15 protein-coding genes are annotated in these 18377 nt (G+C 60.3%); 8 read left to right on the forward strand and 7 right to left on the reverse strand.

Translation table 11 applies throughout. From position 1 onward, the window contains the following. Positions 1 to 25 precede the first annotated feature (25 nt). The gene (locus tag BLW03_RS08515; RefSeq protein WP_074655876.1) at positions 26 to 1591 is read right to left on the reverse strand and encodes a TolC family protein; all 1566 of its coding nucleotides are present in this window, start codon (positions 1589 to 1591) and stop codon (positions 26 to 28) included. 207 nt (positions 1592 to 1798) lie between these two features. Between BLW03_RS08515 and BLW03_RS08520 the strand changes: the two genes are divergently transcribed. Next, the gene (locus tag BLW03_RS08520; protein ID WP_074653364.1) at positions 1799 to 2503 is read left to right on the forward strand and encodes a DsbA family protein; all 705 of its coding nucleotides are present in this window, start codon (positions 1799 to 1801) and stop codon (positions 2501 to 2503) included. Between the two features lie 100 nt (positions 2504 to 2603). On the opposite strand, the gene BLW03_RS20600 is transcribed toward BLW03_RS08520, so the two are convergent. Then, the gene (locus tag BLW03_RS20600; protein ID WP_170834991.1) at positions 2604 to 3080 is read right to left on the reverse strand and encodes a hypothetical protein; all 477 of its coding nucleotides are present in this window, start codon (positions 3078 to 3080) and stop codon (positions 2604 to 2606) included. A 110-nt stretch (positions 3081 to 3190) separates the two neighbouring features. Here BLW03_RS20600 and BLW03_RS08535 point away from each other — a divergent pair, with 110 nt between their 5' ends. After that, entirely contained in the window at positions 3191 to 4816 is a 1626-nt protein-coding gene (locus tag BLW03_RS08535; protein WP_074653368.1) for a zinc dependent phospholipase C family protein, read from the forward strand. Positions 4817 to 4892: 76 nt separating this feature from the next. Here the strand turns inward: BLW03_RS08535 and BLW03_RS08540 are convergent, their stop codons facing one another. The 3 genes from BLW03_RS08540 to BLW03_RS08550 all read right to left on the reverse strand — a co-directional run bounded on the left by BLW03_RS08540 (position 4893) and on the right by BLW03_RS08550 (position 8511). Beyond that, a complete protein-coding gene (locus tag BLW03_RS08540) occupies positions 4893 to 5159 on the reverse strand; it encodes a hypothetical protein (RefSeq protein ID WP_074653370.1) in 267 nt (88 codons plus the stop codon). Positions 5160 to 5583: 424 nt separating this feature from the next. Further along, on the reverse strand, positions 5584 to 6657 hold the full coding sequence (locus BLW03_RS08545; protein WP_074653371.1) for a radical SAM protein: 1074 nt from the start codon (positions 6655 to 6657) through the stop codon (positions 5584 to 5586). 150 nt (positions 6658 to 6807) lie between these two features. Then, positions 6808 to 8511 (reverse strand): alpha/beta hydrolase-fold protein, encoded by a 1704-nt coding sequence (locus tag BLW03_RS08550; protein ID WP_074653373.1) that lies wholly within the window; start codon positions 8509 to 8511, stop codon positions 6808 to 6810. A gap of 147 nt (positions 8512 to 8658) precedes the next feature. Between BLW03_RS08550 and BLW03_RS08555 the strand changes: the two genes are divergently transcribed. Together BLW03_RS08555 and BLW03_RS08560 are read left to right on the forward strand one after the other, a co-directional pair. Next, positions 8659 to 10059, forward strand: a complete 1401-nt coding sequence (locus BLW03_RS08555) for an NADP-dependent isocitrate dehydrogenase (protein WP_074653374.1) — start codon at positions 8659 to 8661, stop codon at positions 10057 to 10059. A 184-nt stretch (positions 10060 to 10243) separates the two neighbouring features. Continuing rightward, positions 10244 to 11644, forward strand: coding sequence for an NADP-dependent isocitrate dehydrogenase (locus BLW03_RS08560; RefSeq protein ID WP_074653376.1), 1401 nt, complete (start codon positions 10244 to 10246; stop codon positions 11642 to 11644). A gap of 69 nt (positions 11645 to 11713) precedes the next feature. Here the strand turns inward: BLW03_RS08560 and BLW03_RS08565 are convergent, their stop codons facing one another. Then, positions 11714 to 12262 carry an alkylhydroperoxidase, AhpD family gene (locus BLW03_RS08565; RefSeq protein WP_244502016.1) on the reverse strand — a complete coding sequence of 183 codons (549 nt, stop codon included), beginning with the start codon at positions 12260 to 12262 and terminating at the stop codon, positions 11714 to 11716. A gap of 109 nt (positions 12263 to 12371) precedes the next feature. Next, the gene (locus tag BLW03_RS08570; protein ID WP_074653379.1) at positions 12372 to 12911 is read right to left on the reverse strand and encodes a peroxiredoxin; all 540 of its coding nucleotides are present in this window, start codon (positions 12909 to 12911) and stop codon (positions 12372 to 12374) included. A gap of 400 nt (positions 12912 to 13311) precedes the next feature. On the opposite strand from BLW03_RS08570, the gene typA reads away from it, so the two are divergent. The 4 genes from typA to BLW03_RS08595 all read left to right on the forward strand — a co-directional run bounded on the left by typA (position 13312) and on the right by BLW03_RS08595 (position 18249). Then, complete coding sequence (typA, locus tag BLW03_RS08575) at positions 13312 to 15123, forward strand: translational GTPase TypA (RefSeq protein ID WP_074653381.1); 1812 nt, start codon at positions 13312 to 13314, stop codon at positions 15121 to 15123. A 271-nt stretch (positions 15124 to 15394) separates the two neighbouring features. Further along, positions 15395 to 15739, forward strand: a complete 345-nt coding sequence (locus BLW03_RS08585; RefSeq protein ID WP_074653385.1) for a hypothetical protein — start codon at positions 15395 to 15397, stop codon at positions 15737 to 15739. A gap of 2 nt (positions 15740 to 15741) precedes the next feature. Continuing rightward, positions 15742 to 17481 (forward strand): ArnT family glycosyltransferase, encoded by a 1740-nt coding sequence (locus tag BLW03_RS08590; protein WP_074653386.1) that lies wholly within the window; start codon positions 15742 to 15744, stop codon positions 17479 to 17481. 69 nt (positions 17482 to 17550) lie between these two features. After that, the gene (locus tag BLW03_RS08595; RefSeq protein WP_074653388.1) at positions 17551 to 18249 is read left to right on the forward strand and encodes a hypothetical protein; all 699 of its coding nucleotides are present in this window, start codon (positions 17551 to 17553) and stop codon (positions 18247 to 18249) included. Positions 18250 to 18377 lie beyond the last annotated feature (128 nt).

Genomic DNA, 18377 nt, shown 5'->3' on the forward strand with positions numbered 1-18377 from the left:
CCCTTGAAGACGAAGCAGAACAGAATTAGTCGCCAAGATACGTATCAAACTGCGACTCAACCACACCGGTGTTGCGTGCCAGCTGCAGCTTGGCATTGTTGAACTGGAAGAGGGCGGACACAAGCTGTGCCTGCGCGTTGGCCAGGGTGGCCTGTGCGCGAACGACAGGCAGATTGTCATCAATGCCCGCGCGGTACCGGTCGCGAGTCTCATCCAGCGCTTCCGCGGCAAGGTTCACGTTACTGGTGGCATCGCGAACGAGCTCGTTCGAAGTGTTCATGTCCAGCATGGCCGACTGGATCTGCTGCTCAATGTCGCCGCGCAGGCCGCTGAGCTGGTTCCGCAGCTTCGAGAGCTGCGAATCCGCTACTTCGCGATCGCCGCGGATACGGGCTTCCTGGAAGATGGGGAAATCGATACCGCCCTGCGCACTGAAGACGCCGTGATACAGACCCGTTGTCTGGCCCAATACCCCGTAGAAGCCATTCACCTTTACGACGGGCAGGCGTTCATACGCAATCGCGCGACGCTGCAGCTCCGTCGAACGAAGCTGAGCCTGCAGACTCAACAGGTCCTTGCGACGCTTGAAGGCAACCTGCTTCGCAACATCCAGCGGCAGAGCTTCCAGCTCGTGGTACGGCACGGCATCAGTCAACTGCAGCGGCTGGTCTGCCGCGATGCCCATCAGACGATTGAGCTGGATCTTGTCTTTCTCGAAGGTCGCAACATCTGCAATCAGCTCCTGCTCGCGCGTCTGCCGTTCCACGCGGGCACGCAACAGGTCCAGGTTGGTGCCGGTACCAGCATCCTTGCGAGCCTGGGACTGACGCTCCAGCTCGGTATCGCTGGCAACCTGCGACTGCGCATTCGTGATTGAGGCGGTATCCGCCAGCACTCGAAGATACTGACTCGCAACCTGCTGCACGATATCGCCACGGTCAAGCAGGATGTTCCACTTCGCAACATCGGCCTGAGCCTTCGCGGCGCGATAAACCTCAAACGCCGGCAGGTTGAACAGCTGCTGGCTAAGGCTCAGTCTTGCAGAAGTCGTGCTGACTTTGACGATCGTGCTGAACGTCACGCCTGCAGGCAGCAGGCCAACCAGCGACGATGGCTTGAACCCCATGGCAGCCAGGTTCAGCTCCTGGGTACTGCTCTGGGCACTGGCTGTGAGCGACGGAATCAGCGCATTGAACGCGGTCAACTGCAGGCCGGTAATCTGGCGCTGGTTCTGGAGATCAACCGAGATCGTGAGGTTGTGTTCCAGCCCGAGGCGAACCGCGTCGTCCAGCGACAGCAACAGCGGCTGTGCCGTTGCGGTCGGCGTCTGCACACCGTGTCCCAGGTCACGCGGCGCGGCGGACTTCAACTGATCGATGACCGCAGCGGACGCCGTCTGCGGCGCGGGCGCCTCCGGCAGATTCATGGCATCACCGATCGGTGGCTGCTTGCTTGCAGTGCGAGCAGTCGTGATGGCCGGTGTGGGCGGCGGCGCAACAGGCTGTGCAGGCGGCGTGACCTGGGCGCCTGCAAAAGCAGGCGATAAGAGGAGCGCAGCAACACCCGGGATGAATTGGATCTTCGTTCTCATGAAGCTAATCAGTTGATTCGATTCTCGCAGCGCCTCTGCGGTTGCGGAAAGTTTGCCGCAAATGATTTTGCTCATCACCGCCCTCACGGTCACGAAGGGATCCCTTCCCACGGTGCGACCGGGTGACCTCCCAGCGCGGCCTGCGTCTAGAATGAAACAGGCGTCTTCCGGGCCCTTGAGACCCAAACGCCGGGAGCAACGACACCGATGGCGAAGCACACTCTCTTTGGCCGGACGATGATGGCCGCAACTCTGCTGGCTGCGGGCCTTGTCCTTGGAACGAGTGCCCATGCGCAGTTTGCCGGCACACCCGATCCCGCCACCTTCCGCGACACCTCCATGCTGAAGCCGCCAGCCGGACAGAAGGTCGCCATCGTGGAGTTTGTCGACCTGGAATGCCCCGCCTGCCGCGCTGCGCACCCCATCGTGCAGAAGGCCGCCGCCCAGTATCACGTGCCCATCGTCCGTTATGACTTCCCGCTGCAGATGCACATCTGGAGCAAGGACGCTGCAGTCTTCGCGCGTTACCTGCAGGACAAGGTGAACCCCGGCATCGCCGACCAGTACCGTACCGATGTCTTCCAGCAGCAGCCCGCCATCAACAGCAAGGACGACTGGAACGGCTACACCCGCCGCTGGATGCAGCAGCACGGCCAGAACATGCCCTTCGTCGCAGACCCCTCCGGCGAAGAGCTGCGTAAGGTCATGGCCGACTACCACTTGGGCGAACGCCTCAACGTCACCCGCACGCCAACCATCATCGTGGTGACCAACAACAAGTGGCAGATCGTCTCCGGCAGCGAGTCGGGATCGAACGACGTCAACCGTATCTTCTCCATCCTGGAAGGTGCGTTGAAGCAGGCCGGCGGCGCGCCCGCGCTGACAAAGACTGCGACCGCAGCACACAAATAAAACCGACGCTTTTGCAACGAATGAAGGGCGCGGAGATCACTCTCCGCGCCCTTCGTCCTTCAGAAGCAATGGTCCTGCAATCCACTCGTATCGACGAGTTTTATGGCTTTTGGCCGCCAGCTCCATTAGGCGTGCTCGTACCATTCACAGTCGTCGTGGAATGCGCCGCTTTGTTCTTCGAGTTGCGGGTCTTGCCTTTTGTACCGGCACTCGATGAGTTTGCAGGCGTTCCGGGCGCCTCGCTGGAGGTACCCTCCGTCGTCGCTCCGCCGTGCGCGCTCTGACCGGTCTGCTGTGCCTTGGCTGCTTCGCCGCTTGGCACGGAGTTTGGTGCTGCGGTCTGGCCTGACGTCGGCGCAGCCTGCGCGGGCGAAGGAGCGAGCGGCGCGGGCGCCGGCCGTTCCGGCAGGGTGCCGGGAGCAACCGGCGTCTCCGGCGATCCGGGCGCGACCGGTGCTACCGGCGGCGGGGCCACGGGTGCTGCAGGTGCACTGGGAGACGCAGTACTCTGCGCGATTGCCGTGCCTGTCATAAGGACCGCGGCAAAGAATAGAGGAGCGGAAAGGGGGGACTTCATGGTTCACCTCATGCCCCCATAGGATGGGGCGGCACGCTCGGAGGTAATCCAACAGCCTCGCTGTCCAACGCCAGAGCACGTCACCGCATCGTATGCTCGCCAGACAACATATGCCTCCAGAACGCTTTCCACAGATCAAACGCGCCCTCACCGCCGCCGCCCTCCTGGCCTGCATGGCGCTGCCACAGCCAGCGCACGCCTACTCCGTCATGACGCATGAGGAAGTCGTGGACATGGCGTGGCTGCAGCACATGGTGCCGCTGCTGCGTGCGCGATATCCCTCGCTGACGGACGACCAGATCCGGGAAGCGCACGCGTTTGCCTACGGCGGCTGCATTCTCCAGGACCTTGGCTACTATCCGAAGGGCAGCGCCTTTTTCAGCGATCTGACGCACTACGTCCGTAGCGGCGACTTTGTGCAGGCCCTGCTGAACGACGCCACCACGCCGGACGAGTTCGCCTTCGCCATGGGTGCCCTGGCGCACTACACCAGCGACGAAACCGGCCATCCCTACGTCAACCAGGTCACCGCGCAGGAGTTTCCAAAGCTGGAACACCGCTATGGGCCTATCGTCACCTATGAGGAAAGCCCAAGCCACCACCTGCGCACCGAGTTCGGCTTCGACGTCGTCGGCGTCTCGCGCGGCAAATACGCGCAGATCGACTACCGCAACTTCATCGGTTTCGAGGTTGCAAAACCGTTGCTGGAACGGGCCTTTGAAGAGACCTACGGTCTGAAACTTACAGACGTTATCCACGATGAGGACGCATCCATCGGCGCTGCTCGCTGGGCCGTACACTCGCTCATCCCGAAGATCACACGGGTCGCCCTGCTGACCTATCACGACAACATTGAGCACGCGAACCCGGGCTTCGACCGCAGCAAATTCCAGTACCGTATGAGCCGCACAGAGTACGAAAAGAGCTGGGGCAAGAAATACAACAAGCCGGGCTTCGGATCGCACCTGATGGCCATTCTGATCACGATTCTGCCGAAGGTCGGACCGCTCAAGGCATTGAAGCTCAAGCTGCCCGATGCCGATCAGCAGACGCTCTACATCAAGAGCGTGAATGAGACGGTCGACCGGCTGGATGCTCGTCTGGACAAGATGCGCAGCGTCATCACCGCCGTTCCGGTCCCGGTCGTGGCACAGAGCAATGGCAAGTCTCCCGATGCCGGCACAGCAACCGCGGATAAGGCGACCGAAACCGCTGCGAACGCCAGGGGCGAAGCGAAGGAGGGAGGCGCGATCGTGGCGACAAGCGTCGCTGTAGCCGCTGCCGACCCCGCACCCGCCGAGCCCGTGCAGTCCGCAAAGGCGGACAGCGGCGATGCCGCCCAACATCCCGCGACACCCGCAGTGCAGGCAGCGGCAACCGCCGCGCAGGCTGGCGTCGATCCAGCGCAGGCCGGCGCTGCCATCGCGCAGCCATTGGGCGATGTACCGCTGACCCTCACCTCAATCGACCTTGACACCGGCAAGACCACAGCACCGGGCGAGTACGGACTTGCCGACAAGACCTACGCGGAACTGCTGGAGAAGGTAGCCGTGTTGCCCTCGATCCCGGCAGATGCCCTGCTCCGCAAGGATCTGCTGCTGTACTTCGGCGCGGACCAGGCGGCGAAGAACTCCTTGAGCAAAAACCCGAAGGACTGGGCGAAGGTCCAGAACGCGCTCGCGCAGATGAAAGCGGCGCCGGCAGCACCTCCGGTAACGCAAACAACCGGGGACTGAGCGGCGCCTGTGATTGAGCTTTCGGGGCAGCAAACAGGATGGAAACAGTCATCCCGCCTTGGAGCTGCAACAGACTTCAGTTCGATTTCGCCTGTGCTTTTGCCGCAGCCTTTGCTGCTTTGTCCTGCTGCTTCAGCGCCTTCTGCTGCGCTTTCTCAGACTTCTCCTGCTCATGGCTGGCGTGTGCCTGCTTGCTGAGTTCCTTCTGCGCGGCCTTGCTGTCTGCAGGGCTGGCCGGCGCGGCCTGAGCAGCGGGGCCCGAAGCCTGGGGTTCCTGTGCGAACGATGCGCCTACTGCGAGAAGTGTCACAAGGGTTGCGGTAGCAAATGTGTTGCGATTCATCGATGTCTCCTGCGGTGTTGGATGGCCCACACACTTTGGAGGCAACATGCCAAGCTGCGTCGGACTGCATCGCCAACATAAAGAAGACGGAGATTGGATACCCCATTCTTGTCTGGGTTGGCGAAGCCTCGCCGTGAAGCCTCTGAAAATCCTGTCAAGCCCTTAATCTCACAAGTCACACAAAACAAGGAAGATCCAAGTGGCCGGAAATACCTCCGGATTTGAGATAATAGAAACAGAAGAAAAAAGGCGAGGCCACGGGCCTCGCCTTTTGCGTTTGCTATCCACAATCGACGTAAGTCGTCTGTTATCTATTATTTAGCTCTAACCCCTTTGGAATCTAATTTTTGCCAAATCGGGAACGTCAACTCGTTTCGAATCTAATATTTAGCGAAAACAGGGGGGAGGGGGTACTGCCATGACGCTACTGAATCTGAACCAGTTCCCCATGACCGCTGTGCGCCGTCGGCGGCGTCACCGAGTTGCTCTGCGGCGCGCGCCAGTGGTCGATGTAGCTGACCTGGTGGACGCAGGAGATAGTGCAGTTGGGCGCACAGCCCTTCTCCGTCAGGAACTCACGCTTCACGTCCGCGGTGGTGTACTCCGACAGCGGCGTCGCAGGGTAGCCACGCTGCTGCGAACAGTAATGCACCAGGCCGTTCTCGCAGACATACAGGTAACGACCGCCAGCGCGGCAGCGCCAGTCGTTCGGCTCGCCGTTTGCGATGGCTTCCTGGAAGTGATTGAAGCGCGAATAGCTGCGGCGCGTCAGCTTGCGGACGCGCTCCCAGACCGTGCGCTCTTCCCCGCCCAGCGGCTTCAACTGGCCGCTGCCATCGTGAATGATGCCGATGGTCGACGAGAAGCCAAGTTCCAGTGCGCGCGTCGAGACCGTAAATGCATCCTGCGGGTTGGCCACACCGCCGCCCACGACAGAGTTGATATTCACGTGAAAGTCCGCGAACTCGGCCAGCCAGAGCAGGCGCTGGTCCAGCACTTTCAGGCTCTTCTTCGACACGGCATCCGGCATCACGTTGTCGATGGAGATCTGCATATGATCCAGACCGGCCCTGTTCAGGCGCTCGATCCGTTCCTTATTCAGGTAGTAGCCGTTCGTAATCATGCCGGCCAGCGCGCCGGTCTTGCGAATGCGCTTGATGATCTCGTCGAGATCAGGGTGCATCAGCGGCTCGCCACCCGAGATGGTGATGACCGACGTGCCCAGGCGACCCAGGTCGTCGATGCGGCGCAGCATCTCGTCCAGCGGCGTGGGATCGCTGTGGTCGTCGTACTCGTTGCAGTAGGTACAGGCCAGGTTGCAGCGGCGCATCGGTACGATCTGCGCCATGTAAGGGTGGCCCGTCGACAGCACGGCAGAGGCAATCCCGCGCAGCTCGCGCAGGCGAAGCATCGCCAGCTTGATGCGGCGGCGCAGCGGCATGGGCCGGTGGCCCGGCTTGAACTCAAACGCCGGTTTGGTAACAACTGCAGTCGACATACGCTTTTGATTCTATCTCGTTCGAGACGACGCGACTTTCTGCCCGAACGCTTGAAGAGTCGCTGCGGAACCCGGATGCCCCATTCCGTTGCGAAGCAAAAGGGTAGGCTATCGCGCGGAGGCGCGACCGTCTTTCAACTGTCAAGGAAATCAGTACACCCAGCTCTTCACATCCGCTCCGGCCGGAGCGGTTTTGATCATGTGCTCGGTCATCATCGGCAGCAGACGTTGTGCCCAGTTCGCGCTGTTCTGCTGCATGGTGTACTCGCTCGGGCCGCCCACGTAGCAGTGCGGCATGCCCGGACCGTACTGGAAGGTGGCGTCGCTGTGCGGATTGCGTGTGCTGTCGAGCTGCGTCTGCAACAGGTGCACCGCGTTGTTCAGGAAGTACGTATCGCCATCGCCGACAGCAACGTGCAGCTTGCCCTCAAGCTTTGGTCCCAGCGTCGGCCAGTCGCGCTGCAGGATCGCGGCCAGGTCGTAGTGGTCTTGCCAGTACTGCACCACCTTCTTATCGATGACGCCGGTGATCGGGTCCAGCACCGGCGCGGGGTAGCCATCCGCACCCTGCGGCGAGAACACCGCCTGCCAGATCATCCACTGCTCGGTCGAGCGGCCGTGGGTTCCCAGCACCTGCTCGAACGCGAACTCATCGCCAGTGTTGGCGAGAATCGACCCGTCCGGTTTGCGATCGGCTGCAATCGGCACGCTGCCGAAGTCGCCATGCCGCACGAAGGCGTTGGTGTCGTTGTAGAGATCGATGTTCTGGTACGCGTGAAAGTCCACCGGATCCGGACACGCGCCGTACGCACCGTTGTAGTTGTCCGGGTAGAAGATCTGCGTCGCCAGCGCCTCCCATCCGCCTGTACTACCACCGGCGGTAGCCCGCGCCCAGCCAGCGCCGATGCCGCGAAACTGCGCCTCGACCGCAGGAATCAGCTCCTCGTTGACCGCCGATCCATACGGCCCAACGTTCGCCGAGTCCACGACGTAGCTGTCGTCGTAATACGGATTCTGGTTCTGCACGTACAGCATGATCACTCGTGGCAGGCGACCGGTCGTCCAGTCCTGGAAGAAGCGATAGCCCGAAACAAGCCGCGGAACGGCATCCCCCGTCGGCGGTGCGGCAGTGAACGTCGGCTTCATGCCGTAGGAGAAGTGGTCCTGCCAAACCACCAGCGGATACTTCGCGTTTGGGTGCTCGTCAAAGCCGTCCGGCAGCAGCACCCACGCGCCCAGGTACGTGTCACGGCCCCAGAACCTGCTGAGCTTCTCACTCTTGAAGCGCATGTATTTCAGCCACCTCGACGTTGCAGGGTTCGCTGCAATGACCTCAGGATCCTGCGGTGTGCCCTTCATCTCCGGCAGAAAGGCGTCCAGTGTCAGTTTGATCGGCGCACTCGACTTCGGATCGAAGTGAACCTTCACCGGCTTGTTGTACGGATTGCCCGGCTTGCGATTCCAGTGCTGGCCCTCGCCCTTATCGGGTGGGAGCCAGACGGTCTTGCCGTTTCCAAGATGGAACTCTTCGTAGACATTGAAGACGCCCTGCACAAAATAGTCTCCTGCCGGAATCTCAGGGAGCGAGCGCAGCGGATAGCCAAAGGTCTTCGCATCGATGTTCACAGTGGCAGCGGAGGCCGCTCCATCCAGTCCCACGTCCACGCCGAAGCCCTGCGCCGACTGATACTGCTCGTCCATCTGCATGCGCGGTTCAGACTTGTCGTCCTTGCTGAAGATCACGATCAGGTGACCGTGCAGCGTCTTCGAGGGCAGCGTTACCTCCACCGTGCGCTGTGCAAGCGCCGCCGTGGAAGTGAGCAGAAGTGCGATGGCAGCAAAGGAGGTCATCATGGGTGGTCTCAATGTATCAATCGCGGAATGTCGCAGGCTATGCGAGCCTCCAGGCCGAAGGGGTTATCGATAATCCGTTAGACTGGAAGATGACCATGCGGAAGAAATCTCCGCTTGTGAACCCCTCACAATGGAGAGCAGCGGATCGTGCAGACAAGCTACAACGGCATCGAAGTCCCAACAGACGGCAGAGCAATCACCTACGCAAACGGCACCTATGGTGTTCCTGATGTGCCGATCATCCCGTTTATTGAGGGCGACGGCGCCGGCCGCGACATCTGGAAGAATGCACGCAAGGTGCTGGACGCAGCCGTGCAGAAGAGCTATGGCGGCACAAAGAAGGTGGCCTGGTACGAGATTCTGGCCGGTGAAAAAGCTTATGGACTGACGCAGAACTGGCTGCCGGACGATACCGTTCAGGCCTGCCTCGACTTCCGCGTCAGCATTAAGGGACCGCTCACCACGCCCATCGGCGGCGGCATACGCAGCCTGAACGTAACGCTGCGCCAGACCATGGACCTGTATCAGTGCATCCGCCCGGTGAAGCACTATCCCGGCGTGCCCAGCCCCGTCACCAATGCGGATGATGTGGACGTCGTCATCTTCCGCGAGAACACGGAAGACATCTACGCCGGCATCGAGTTCAAGGCAGGCTCGCCCGAAGAGGCCAAGCTGCGGGAGTTCGTCAACACTCAGCTCCTCGCAGGCACCAAGAAGCAACTGCGCTCCGACGGCGGCATCGGCATCAAGCCCATCACGGAGAGGTCGTCCAAACGCCTCGTCCGCGCGGCCATCCAGTACGCCGTTGATCACGGCCGTAAGGTCATGTCGATCGTCCACAAAGGCAACATCCAGAAGTTCACCGAAGGTGCCTTCCGCGAGTGGGGCTATGAAGTCGCCGTCACCGAGTTCCGCGACAAGATCGTCACTGAGCGTGAAAGCTGGATCCTCGGCGCACTCGACAAGGATCCGAATACACCTTCCGAGGCGATTGCAAAACTCGTCGAGCCGGGCCTGAAGTTCGCACCTCCCGCCTTTGAGCAGAAGATCATCGCGGAAGTGAAGGCTGTGATCGCCGCCATCGGCAAGACCCACGGCAACGGCGCATGGAAGCAGTTGATCCTCGTCAATGACCGCATCTGCGACGCCATGTTCCAGGACCTGCTGATGAAGCCGCAGGAATATGACGTTCTGGCTACGACCAATCTCAACGGCGATTACCTCTCCGACGCCGCGGCCGCGCAGGTCGGCGGTCTTGGCATCGCGCCTGGTTCGAATATCGGCGATGGCTATGCCGTCTTCGAAGCGACCCACGGAACCGCTCCGCGGCTCGCGGATCAGGACGTCGTGAATCCCGGCTCTGTGATCCTTTCGGGGGCGATGTTGCTGCAGCTGATTGGCTGGAAAGAAGCTGCCGGTCTCGTTGAAAAGGCGATGGAAAAGACCATCTCGCAGAAGTACGTCACGGTCGATTTCGCAAAGAACATGCCGGGCTCCACGCAGGTTGGAACCACGGCATTCGCCGATCGCGTGATCGAAAACATGTAAGGGTCACGACTCGTACGGAATGGAGGAGGGGCACCGCGAAGTTACGCGGTGCCCTTTTCCATTGGAGCGAAACGGTAACATTCTCGCCTGCGCTCCCATCGGCGGTATACAGTGGCGGTGTCTTTTGGACCCAGGGCTTCCGCGCGTCCAGACAAAGTCCCAATCCCGATGGAGCTAAGCACCCATGCAGACAAGCTATAACGGCATCGCCGTCCCCACCGAAGGCAAGGCGATCGAGTACGCGAACGGCACCTACACGGTCCCGGATAATCCGATCATTCCCTACATCGAAGGCGACGGCACAGGCCGCGACATCTGGAAGGCTTCGCAGCGCGTGTTTGATGCCGCGGTCGAGAAGGCGTACGGCGGTAAGAAGAAGGTCTACTGGCTGGAAGTGCTGGCCGGGGAAAAGAGCTACCGCAAGACTCAGAACTGGCTGCCGGATGACACCGTGAAGGCTACCGTCGACTTTCGCGTCTCCATCAAGGGACCGCTGACCACACCGGTGGGCGGCGGCATTCGCTCGCTCAACGTAGCCCTGCGCCAGTTGATGGATCTGTACCAGTGCGTGCGCCCGGTGAAGTACTACGCCGGCGTGCCCAGTCCGGTAAAGCATCCGGAGAAGCTGGACATCGTCCTCTTCCGCGAGAACACGGAAGATATCTACGCTGGTATCGAGTTCCGCGAAGGCACGCCGGAAGCGAAGAAGTTCATCGACTTCGTCAACAACACCATGCTGGCCGGCACCAAGAAGAAGGTCCGCGAAGACTCGGGCGTTGGCGTGAAGCCCATCTCCATCTTCGGATCGAAGCGCCTTGTCCGCGCGGCCATTCAGTACGCCGTAGACCATGGCCGCAAGTCCGTAACGCTCGTCCACAAAGGCAATATCCAGAAGTTCACCGAAGGCGCCTTCCGCGAGTGGGGCTATGAAGTCGCAACGGAAGAGTTCCGCGACAAGGTCGTCACCGAACGCGAGAGCTGGATCCTCGGCAATCTGGAACAGCATCCGGGACTGTCCACCAGGGATAACGCCACGATGATTGAGCCGGGCATCGAGTACGCACCTCCCGAGTTTGGCGAGAGCGTCATCAAGGAAGTCGAAGACACCCTGCAGGCCATCGGCGAGACGCACGGCGGCGGCAAGTGGAAGAGCAAGATCCTCATCACGGACCGCATCGCCGATTCGATCTTCCAACAGATCATCATCCGCCCGTCGGACTACTCCGTCCTCGCAACGACCAACCTCAACGGTGACTACATCTCCGACGCCGCAGCAGCGCAGGTCGGCGGGCTTGGCATCGCGCCGGGCGCTAACATCGGTGACGGCTTCGCCTGCTTCGAAGCAACGCACGGCACAGCTCCAAAATACGCCGACCTCGACGTCATCAACCCCGGCAGCGTCATGCTCAGCGGCGTCATGATGTTCGACTTCCTCGGCTGGACCGAAGCCGCACGCATGATCGAAAACAGCATGGAAAAGACCATCCAGCAGAAGTTCGTAACTTACGACTTTGAACGCCAGATGCAGGGCGCAACCAAGGTCAAGACCAGCGAATTCGCCAGCAAGCTGATCGAGAACATGTAATTCAGTTCCCAACATGCAAACAGAGGCGCCGCGATGTGTTGTCGCGGCGCCTCTGTTTCGACTTACAAATTAGACAGTTGCGAGTTCCGGAGCAGACGCCGTAGCAATTTCCTCCAGCACCGGTCCAATCGCGTGAATCACCGAGCACACGCGGATCACCGCGGCAATCGTCTCTTCCGAAACGCCCTTCGAACGGACGACATTCTCGTGGCTGTCCACGCACTTGCCGCAGCCATTGATGGCCGACACCGCTAGGGACCACAGCTCGAAATCATTGTGATCCACGCCATGCGAGCGCAGCACATTCATCCGCAGCTTTGCGGGCAGCGTCGCGTACTTCTCATTCGACGACAGGTGGTGGAACCGGTAGTAGATGTTGTTCATGCCCATGATCGCAGCGGCAGCTTTGGCAGCATCAAGTTCGGTGCCGGACAGGTGCTTCGCAGCTTCCGCAACCGCCGCAGCCGTCAGCGGGGCGGTGCGCGTTGCAATGGCCGAAGCCACAACCGTGCCCCACAACTGCTGCTTCGTCAGTTCCGTGTTGTTGCGAACCAGCGAGGAGTAATTCAGGCGCAGATCCTTCGCATAATCGGGGAGGGAGTCAATCAGGATATCCATCGACATAAAGCGTTTCCTTTCCGCGGCCCATAGATATGAGCCGCGCTGAAGAATGCGGGCCACAGAGCAAGTCTGTGGCCCGCGCATGGGTCGTTCGAACGTGGGAGAGTTACGCGGTGACGAGGGTTTCTTCGCCCTTCTGCCAGTTGCAGGGGCAGAGTTCGTCGGTCTGCAGAGCGTCCAGAACGCGCAGAACCTCCTGCGGATTGCGACCCACCGACAGGTCTGTGACGTAGACAAAGCGGATCACTCCCTGCGGATCAACCAGGTAGGTGGCACGCTGAGCAACGCCTTCTTTCTCATCCAGAATGCCGAGCTGACCACACAGGTCACGCTTCACATCGGCGAGCATGGGGAATGGCAGGTCGCGCAGATCCTCATGGTTGTTGCGCCATGCCAGGTGGACGAACTCGCTGTCGATCGACAGACCCAGGATCTGGCAGTCGCGATCCTTGAACTCCGTATTCAGCTTGCCGAACGCTGCGATCTCCGTGGGGCAGACGAAGGTGAAATCCTTCGGCCATGAGAAGACCAGCAGCCACTTGCCGTCGTAGGTCTTGTTGTCGATGGTCTGAAAAGCGTTGTTCTTATCGCGGGAAACGGTCGCAAGAACGCTGAAATCGGGGAACTGTTCGCCAATACCAAGCATAGGAAAATCTCCTGAAAAAGTGGGTGTCGAGTGATGCAGAAAGCGCAGCCGATACGCTGCGAAAGCGGTTTGGCCCAAAAGCCTGTAAGCGTAGTAAACAAGAATTGTTATTGTCCAGCAAGCGTTCTCAGCTGTGGATGGGCGATCAGCGGACGATGACTGCTTTCCTGTTCGGTTTTGGAATGGGTGCGAAGGCGATACCCATACCGGCGCGTTCACCCCGTCGTAACGACTCGATTCGCTCAATGCGATAGACTAGATAAGATGTGCGCGAAGTCCTTGCGGACTTGTCTGTGCGCCTCCCTCTGTCAGCTCATGCTGCCTGCTCTTTCGTCGAGCGCGTGCGTGTGCCTGCAAGACTCTTTCGCGCATCGCCGCGAAAACAAGAAGGTACCAAGTTTTGAGTTCAGTGATTCGCAACATCGCCATCATCGCGCACGTCGATCACGGCAAGACCACCCTGGTTGACGCGATGCTTCGGCAGAGCGGCACCTTCCGCGCGAACGAAGCCGTGACCGACCGCGTCATGGACTCGAACGACCTCGAGCGCGAGCGCGGCATTACGATTCTGGCCAAGAACACGGCCGTTCTGTACAACGACACCAAGATCAACATCGTTGACACACCGGGCCACGCCGACTTCGGCGGCGAGGTCGAGCGTGCACTCAAGATGGTGGACGGTGTCGTCCTTCTCGTCGATGCATCGGAAGGTCCGCTGCCGCAGACCCGCTTCGTGCTGGGCAAGGCGCTCGCCGCCGGCCTGACCCCGATCCTCGTCATCAACAAAATCGACCGTCCTGACGCGCGTGTGCAGGAAGTGCTGAATGAGGTCTATGACCTGTTCATCGACCTCGACGCCGACGAGAGCCTGCTCGACTTCCCCGTGGTCTACACCAACGGCAAGGCCGGCACGGCGACTCTGGACATGGCTGTCCCTGGTACCGATCTGCAGCCCCTGTTTGAGACCATCGCCAAGGCCATCGCACCCGCAACGGGCGACGCGGACGGCGCTCTGCAGATCCTCGTGACGAACCTGGATTACTCCGATTACCTCGGACGTCTCGGCATCGCTCGCGTCTTCAGCGGTACCCTCAAGACCGGCGACATGGTCAACATCGCCAAGCTTGATGGCTCGTTGATGCCCGTCAAGATCACCAAGCTCTTCAGCTTCAATGGATTGAAGCGCACTGACATCGAAGAGACCACCATTGGTGACATCATCGCCGTTGCCGGCGTTGCCGGTCTGACCATCGGTGAGACGATCACCGGTCTCGAGAACCCGCAACCGCTGCCGAAGATTGTCATCGATGAGCCGACGATCGCCATCCAGTTCTCCGTAAACAATTCGCCGTTCGCCGGCCGCGAAGGTTCCTTCGTCACCAGCCGTAACCTGCGCGAGCGTCTCGACAAGGAACTGCAGACGAACGTCTCCATCCGCGTTGAGGATACCGACAGCCCCGATACCTTCAAGGTGCTGGGCCGCGGCGAACTGCAGCTTGCCGTTCTGATTGAAATGATGCGTCGCGAAAGCTTTGAGCTCACCGTCGGCCGTCCTGAGATCGTCACCAAGCGCATCGACGGCCAGCTAATGGAGCCCGTCGAGTACGTCACCATCGACGTTCCGGAAGAGTTCGCCGGCACCGTCATCCAGAAGCTTGGACCCCGCAAGGGCGAAATGATCAAGATGCACGGACAGGGCCGTGTTCGCATGGAGTTCAAGGTGCCTTCGCGTGGCCTGATCGGCCTGCGTTCGGAGATGCTGACAGAAACGCGCGGCACCATCGTGATGAACACCCTTTTCGACGGCTACATCGCCTACCAGGGTGAGATTCCGCAGCGCCCTACCGGCGCTCTGATCAGCGACCGTACCGGCGTCACCACCACCTACGCGCTGAACGGTTTGCAGGAGCGCGGTACGCTCTTTCTGGGTGATGGCGTTGACGTCTACGAGGGCATGATCGTCGGCGAAAACAGCCGCGATAACGACCTCGACGTAAACTGCGTCCGCGAAAAGAAGCTCACGAACATGCGTGCTTCCTCCGCAGACGAAGCACTTCGCCTCGTTCCCTACAAGCAGCTAACGCTCGAGCAGTGCATTGAGTTCATCGCCGACGACGAACAGGTGGAAGTCACCCCCAAGTCGCTCCGCATGCGCAAGAAGGTGCTGCAGGCCAATCGTCGCCCACGTCGCCAGGGTGGCAGCGGCGAATAAGACCTAAACCAGCAGATTAAAAAGGAACGCAGCGAGCCAACGAGGTCGCTGCGTTCTTCTTTTTGCGCCAAGATAGCTTCAAGCTCGGCACAAAGCCGGGCGCTCCAATCTCTCGCAGCTTCATCGCGAAGGGGTGTTTCGCGCGAAGCGCGAACTGGCTCTCGTGATTACGCGGTCCTTTTTCGATACCACCACTGATCCAGCCCCGGACATAAGACGGCACCCGCGCAGATGCCCTTCCTCGGCTCCCGCTCTGTTAGCGTTAGAGCTGATGTCCGTGCCGCAGCAGACCCGTCTCGCAGCATCCCCCTCGGCGCAGACCGCAAGTGCCGCTGCGCCTCCGTCCGAGTCGCTGGGGCCACCAGCCGCACCGGTGTGGCTGCAGCGCCTGTCGTTGTTTGTGCTGGTGATCTTCTGCCTCTACCTCGGCCTGCTGATCGCCGTGCTGCCGTGGTGGAAGGACATGTGGGACCGCAACGCACTCCTGATGGAATACCCCGCGCTGCGTTCTTTCCTCATGCGTGGCCCCGTACGCGGCCTGATCAGCGGACTGGGCGTACTGGACCTGTGGATCGGAATCAGTGAGCTAATCCACTACCGCGACTATCGGAGCTAACGATGGAGACGGCCCAGACGTCGATCACACAAGCCCCAACGCTGACACGAGGGGATACCTTCGTAGGATGGCTGTGCATTCTCCCCGTACTACTCAGCGTGCTGGCGGCTGCACCGTTCGCCGAGATGGGCGTGCACGACGACTGGTCCTACATCTACAGTGCCAAAATCTTTGCTGAGACCGGCCATATTGCCTATAACGGCTGGGCCGCGTTCCCGCTGGGATGGCTGCTATTTGCCGGGGCACTCTTCATCAGAGTCTTCGGGTTCTCTTTCACCACAGTTCGCTCAGTTGATGTCATCATCGGCTGTCTCTCCGTACCGCTGGTTCATGCGCTGTTTCGGCGTCTTGGTCTAAGTCGCAGGACATCGGTTGCAGCAACCCTGACGCTTGTCTTATGTCCGCTGTTCCTAGCGCTGACAGCAAGCTTTATGTCCGACATTCCTTCGTTGTTCTGCATGCTCCTCTGCCTCTACGGCTGCGTCCGGGCGATGCAGGCGCGCACTGATCGCGCAGCTTGCGCGTGGCTAATGACAGCTGCTATCGGAAACCTGGCAGGCGGGACCGTGAGGCAGATTGCCTGGCTGGGCGTCCTAACCATGGTTCCTGCAACCGCATTCTTCCTACGCCGACGACGTGGAGTATTCGCTACCGGCATGGCGGCATTTGCACTTTCAGTCCTCATGATTGCGGCCATCTTGCACTGGTTCAACCACCAACCCTACGTTGCAATCGAGCCGCTGCTTCCAACGGAGTTCTCACGAAGGGGTCTATGGCTCATCGTGAAAGTTGGATTCCGAGCTGCCTGCACCATGGTCCTTGTTCTGTCGCCTCTCCTCTTCGCGCTCGCGATGGGGTACCCGATCCGAGATCGCCGCGCGCGGCGCGCACTGCTGGCGATATTGAGCGTCATCGCACTGGTCATCGTCTTACTTTCGTCGCGGCATGGCGGGGTACGGTGGCTCACCATGCTGACCGGTGACTACCTCAGCGCCAAAGGCATTCTTGATCTGCCGTGGTTCTATGTCCCCGCTCCGGACGTCCTTCCACGCTGGGTGCAGGCGCTTTTCACGGCCTTTGCATTCTCTACTGCTGCCACCTGCCTGCTGCTATGGAGTCGCGAGAAGAGGGATTGGCGCCACGTTCGTACCGCGATTCGCGGTCCGCTCTTCTTCTTGCTCGGGCCATTCACAGCGGCCTACCTGCTCTTGGTCATGACGCGCGCCGCCGTCTTTGATCGCTACTTTCTACCCGTCCTGTTTGTTCTTATCCTGCTGCTGTTGCGTTGGATGGAGCGCAGGAGGGATCAGCCGATCTCCGTGGCGTGGGTTCTGCCACTGGTTGCGCTTACGGCCTATGGAGTCGCCGGTATGCATGATCTGTTCGCCTTGACGCGTGCGCGACTCATGGCTGCAGATGAACTGCGTTCCGCCGGAGTTCCGAGGACGGCCTTCCAGGCCGGATTTGAATACGACGCCTGGACACAGTTGGAGAAGACTGGTCATGTCAATGAGCCACGTATGCGGACACCGGCGGGGGCTTACCAGCCATGGACCAAGCCCGCCAATGTATCGGACGAATGCGTGCTCTGGTTCTCGAACTACACGCCTTCAATCCACCCCGAGTATGTCCTCTCAAATCGGCCGGGAACTTGTTATCCCGTTGCCGACATGCCACCCGTTCACTACCGGACCTGGTTTGCACCGAGGGAACACACGATCTACATCGAACGCCTGAAGTAGCCAGCATGCACTAATGAGTTTTGCGATGCCGCTCGCCCTATCGAAACCGAGCGATGCTACGCTTTTCGCATGAGGGCCCTCGCATTCTTCCTTGCCGTCTTCGCAGGTATCGCGGTCGCGCAAGCCCCAGCTCCGCTGCACAACGGCCAGTCCGTCCAACTGCATGGAACGATACAGCTCGAGCCGAAAGGACGGCTGCAATTCGCCACGGTAAGAACGAAGGAAGGGTACGTTGCCATCGTGGATGCGGGTGCGGGGAAAGCAGCACGCGGCCAGGTGCTCCATGAGATCGCGTTGAGCGGCTACCACCGGTACGACCTGCTGGCTGCCCACCGCGACCAGACAGTTACTGTCACTGGCAAGATGATGACCAACGGCGATAGCCCCTACTATTTCAAGAACACTTCGCTGATGGCAACAAGCATTCGCCTTGCGGATGGCACCGAGCTACTGGGCGAAGCACGTGAGCAAAAGGTCGCAGCGGATGTTGGGATACTCCGCGTTGCCATCACACTGCCTGCGGAACTTACCGCACCATGGGTCTATGACGGGCCGGGCTTCAGTGACTCGCAACGTCCCGCCGTCTGCAGCAGCAACGGTGGAGGCGATGTCGTGAACTGCTACTGTCCGCTGGGCTTCCGCGCCTCGGAGGCTGTGATGCTATCGGATAGCAAACGAGAAGCCGGCAAGCTCATGGGACAGTTAGCACAGTTCGGTGTCGGCGATGGTGCGCGACTCATTCGCCTGGATCTCACCTGCATGCGCTAGGCGATCTCCCGCAATGTGCCTGTGCGCGGAAGGCCCGTTCTTGCTAAGCCCAAGGAGATCCAGAGTGGAATTGGGCAAGTATTCCACGGCCTCCAGAGCCCGAAGTTATTTCGCCAAGGCACTGGACA

Origin of the sequence: Terriglobus roseus (assembly GCF_900105625.1) — a bacterium.
Taxonomy (GTDB): Bacteria; Acidobacteriota; Terriglobia; order Terriglobales; family Acidobacteriaceae; genus Terriglobus; species Terriglobus roseus_B.

Bases quoted from the DNA above. Each gene is read 5' to 3' on its own strand.
- BLW03_RS08565 (WP_244502016.1), bottom strand. From the start codon at position 12,262: ATGGATATCCTGATTGACTCCCTCCCCGATTATGCGAAGGATCTGCGC.
- BLW03_RS08515 (WP_074655876.1), bottom strand. From the start codon at position 1,591: ATGAGAACGAAGATCCAATTCATCCCGGGTGTTGCTGCGCTCCTCTTA.
- BLW03_RS20600 (WP_170834991.1), bottom strand. From the start codon at position 3,080: ATGAAGTCCCCCCTTTCCGCTCCTCTATTCTTTGCCGCGGTCCTTATG.
- BLW03_RS08590 (WP_074653386.1), top strand. From the start codon at position 15,742: ATGGAGACGGCCCAGACGTCGATCACACAAGCCCCAACGCTGACACGA.
- BLW03_RS08560 (WP_074653376.1), top strand. From the start codon at position 10,244: ATGCAGACAAGCTATAACGGCATCGCCGTCCCCACCGAAGGCAAGGCG.
- BLW03_RS08520 (WP_074653364.1), top strand. From the start codon at position 1,799: ATGGCGAAGCACACTCTCTTTGGCCGGACGATGATGGCCGCAACTCTG.
- BLW03_RS08535 (WP_074653368.1), top strand. From the start codon at position 3,191: ATGCCTCCAGAACGCTTTCCACAGATCAAACGCGCCCTCACCGCCGCC.
- BLW03_RS08545 (WP_074653371.1), bottom strand. From the start codon at position 6,657: ATGTCGACTGCAGTTGTTACCAAACCGGCGTTTGAGTTCAAGCCGGGC.
- BLW03_RS08595 (WP_074653388.1), top strand. From the start codon at position 17,551: ATGAGGGCCCTCGCATTCTTCCTTGCCGTCTTCGCAGGTATCGCGGTC.
- BLW03_RS08540 (WP_074653370.1), bottom strand. From the start codon at position 5,159: ATGAATCGCAACACATTTGCTACCGCAACCCTTGTGACACTTCTCGCA.
- BLW03_RS08550 (WP_074653373.1), bottom strand. From the start codon at position 8,511: ATGATGACCTCCTTTGCTGCCATCGCACTTCTGCTCACTTCCACGGCG.
- BLW03_RS08585 (WP_074653385.1), top strand. From the start codon at position 15,395: ATGTCCGTGCCGCAGCAGACCCGTCTCGCAGCATCCCCCTCGGCGCAG.
- BLW03_RS08570 (WP_074653379.1), bottom strand. From the start codon at position 12,911: ATGCTTGGTATTGGCGAACAGTTCCCCGATTTCAGCGTTCTTGCGACC.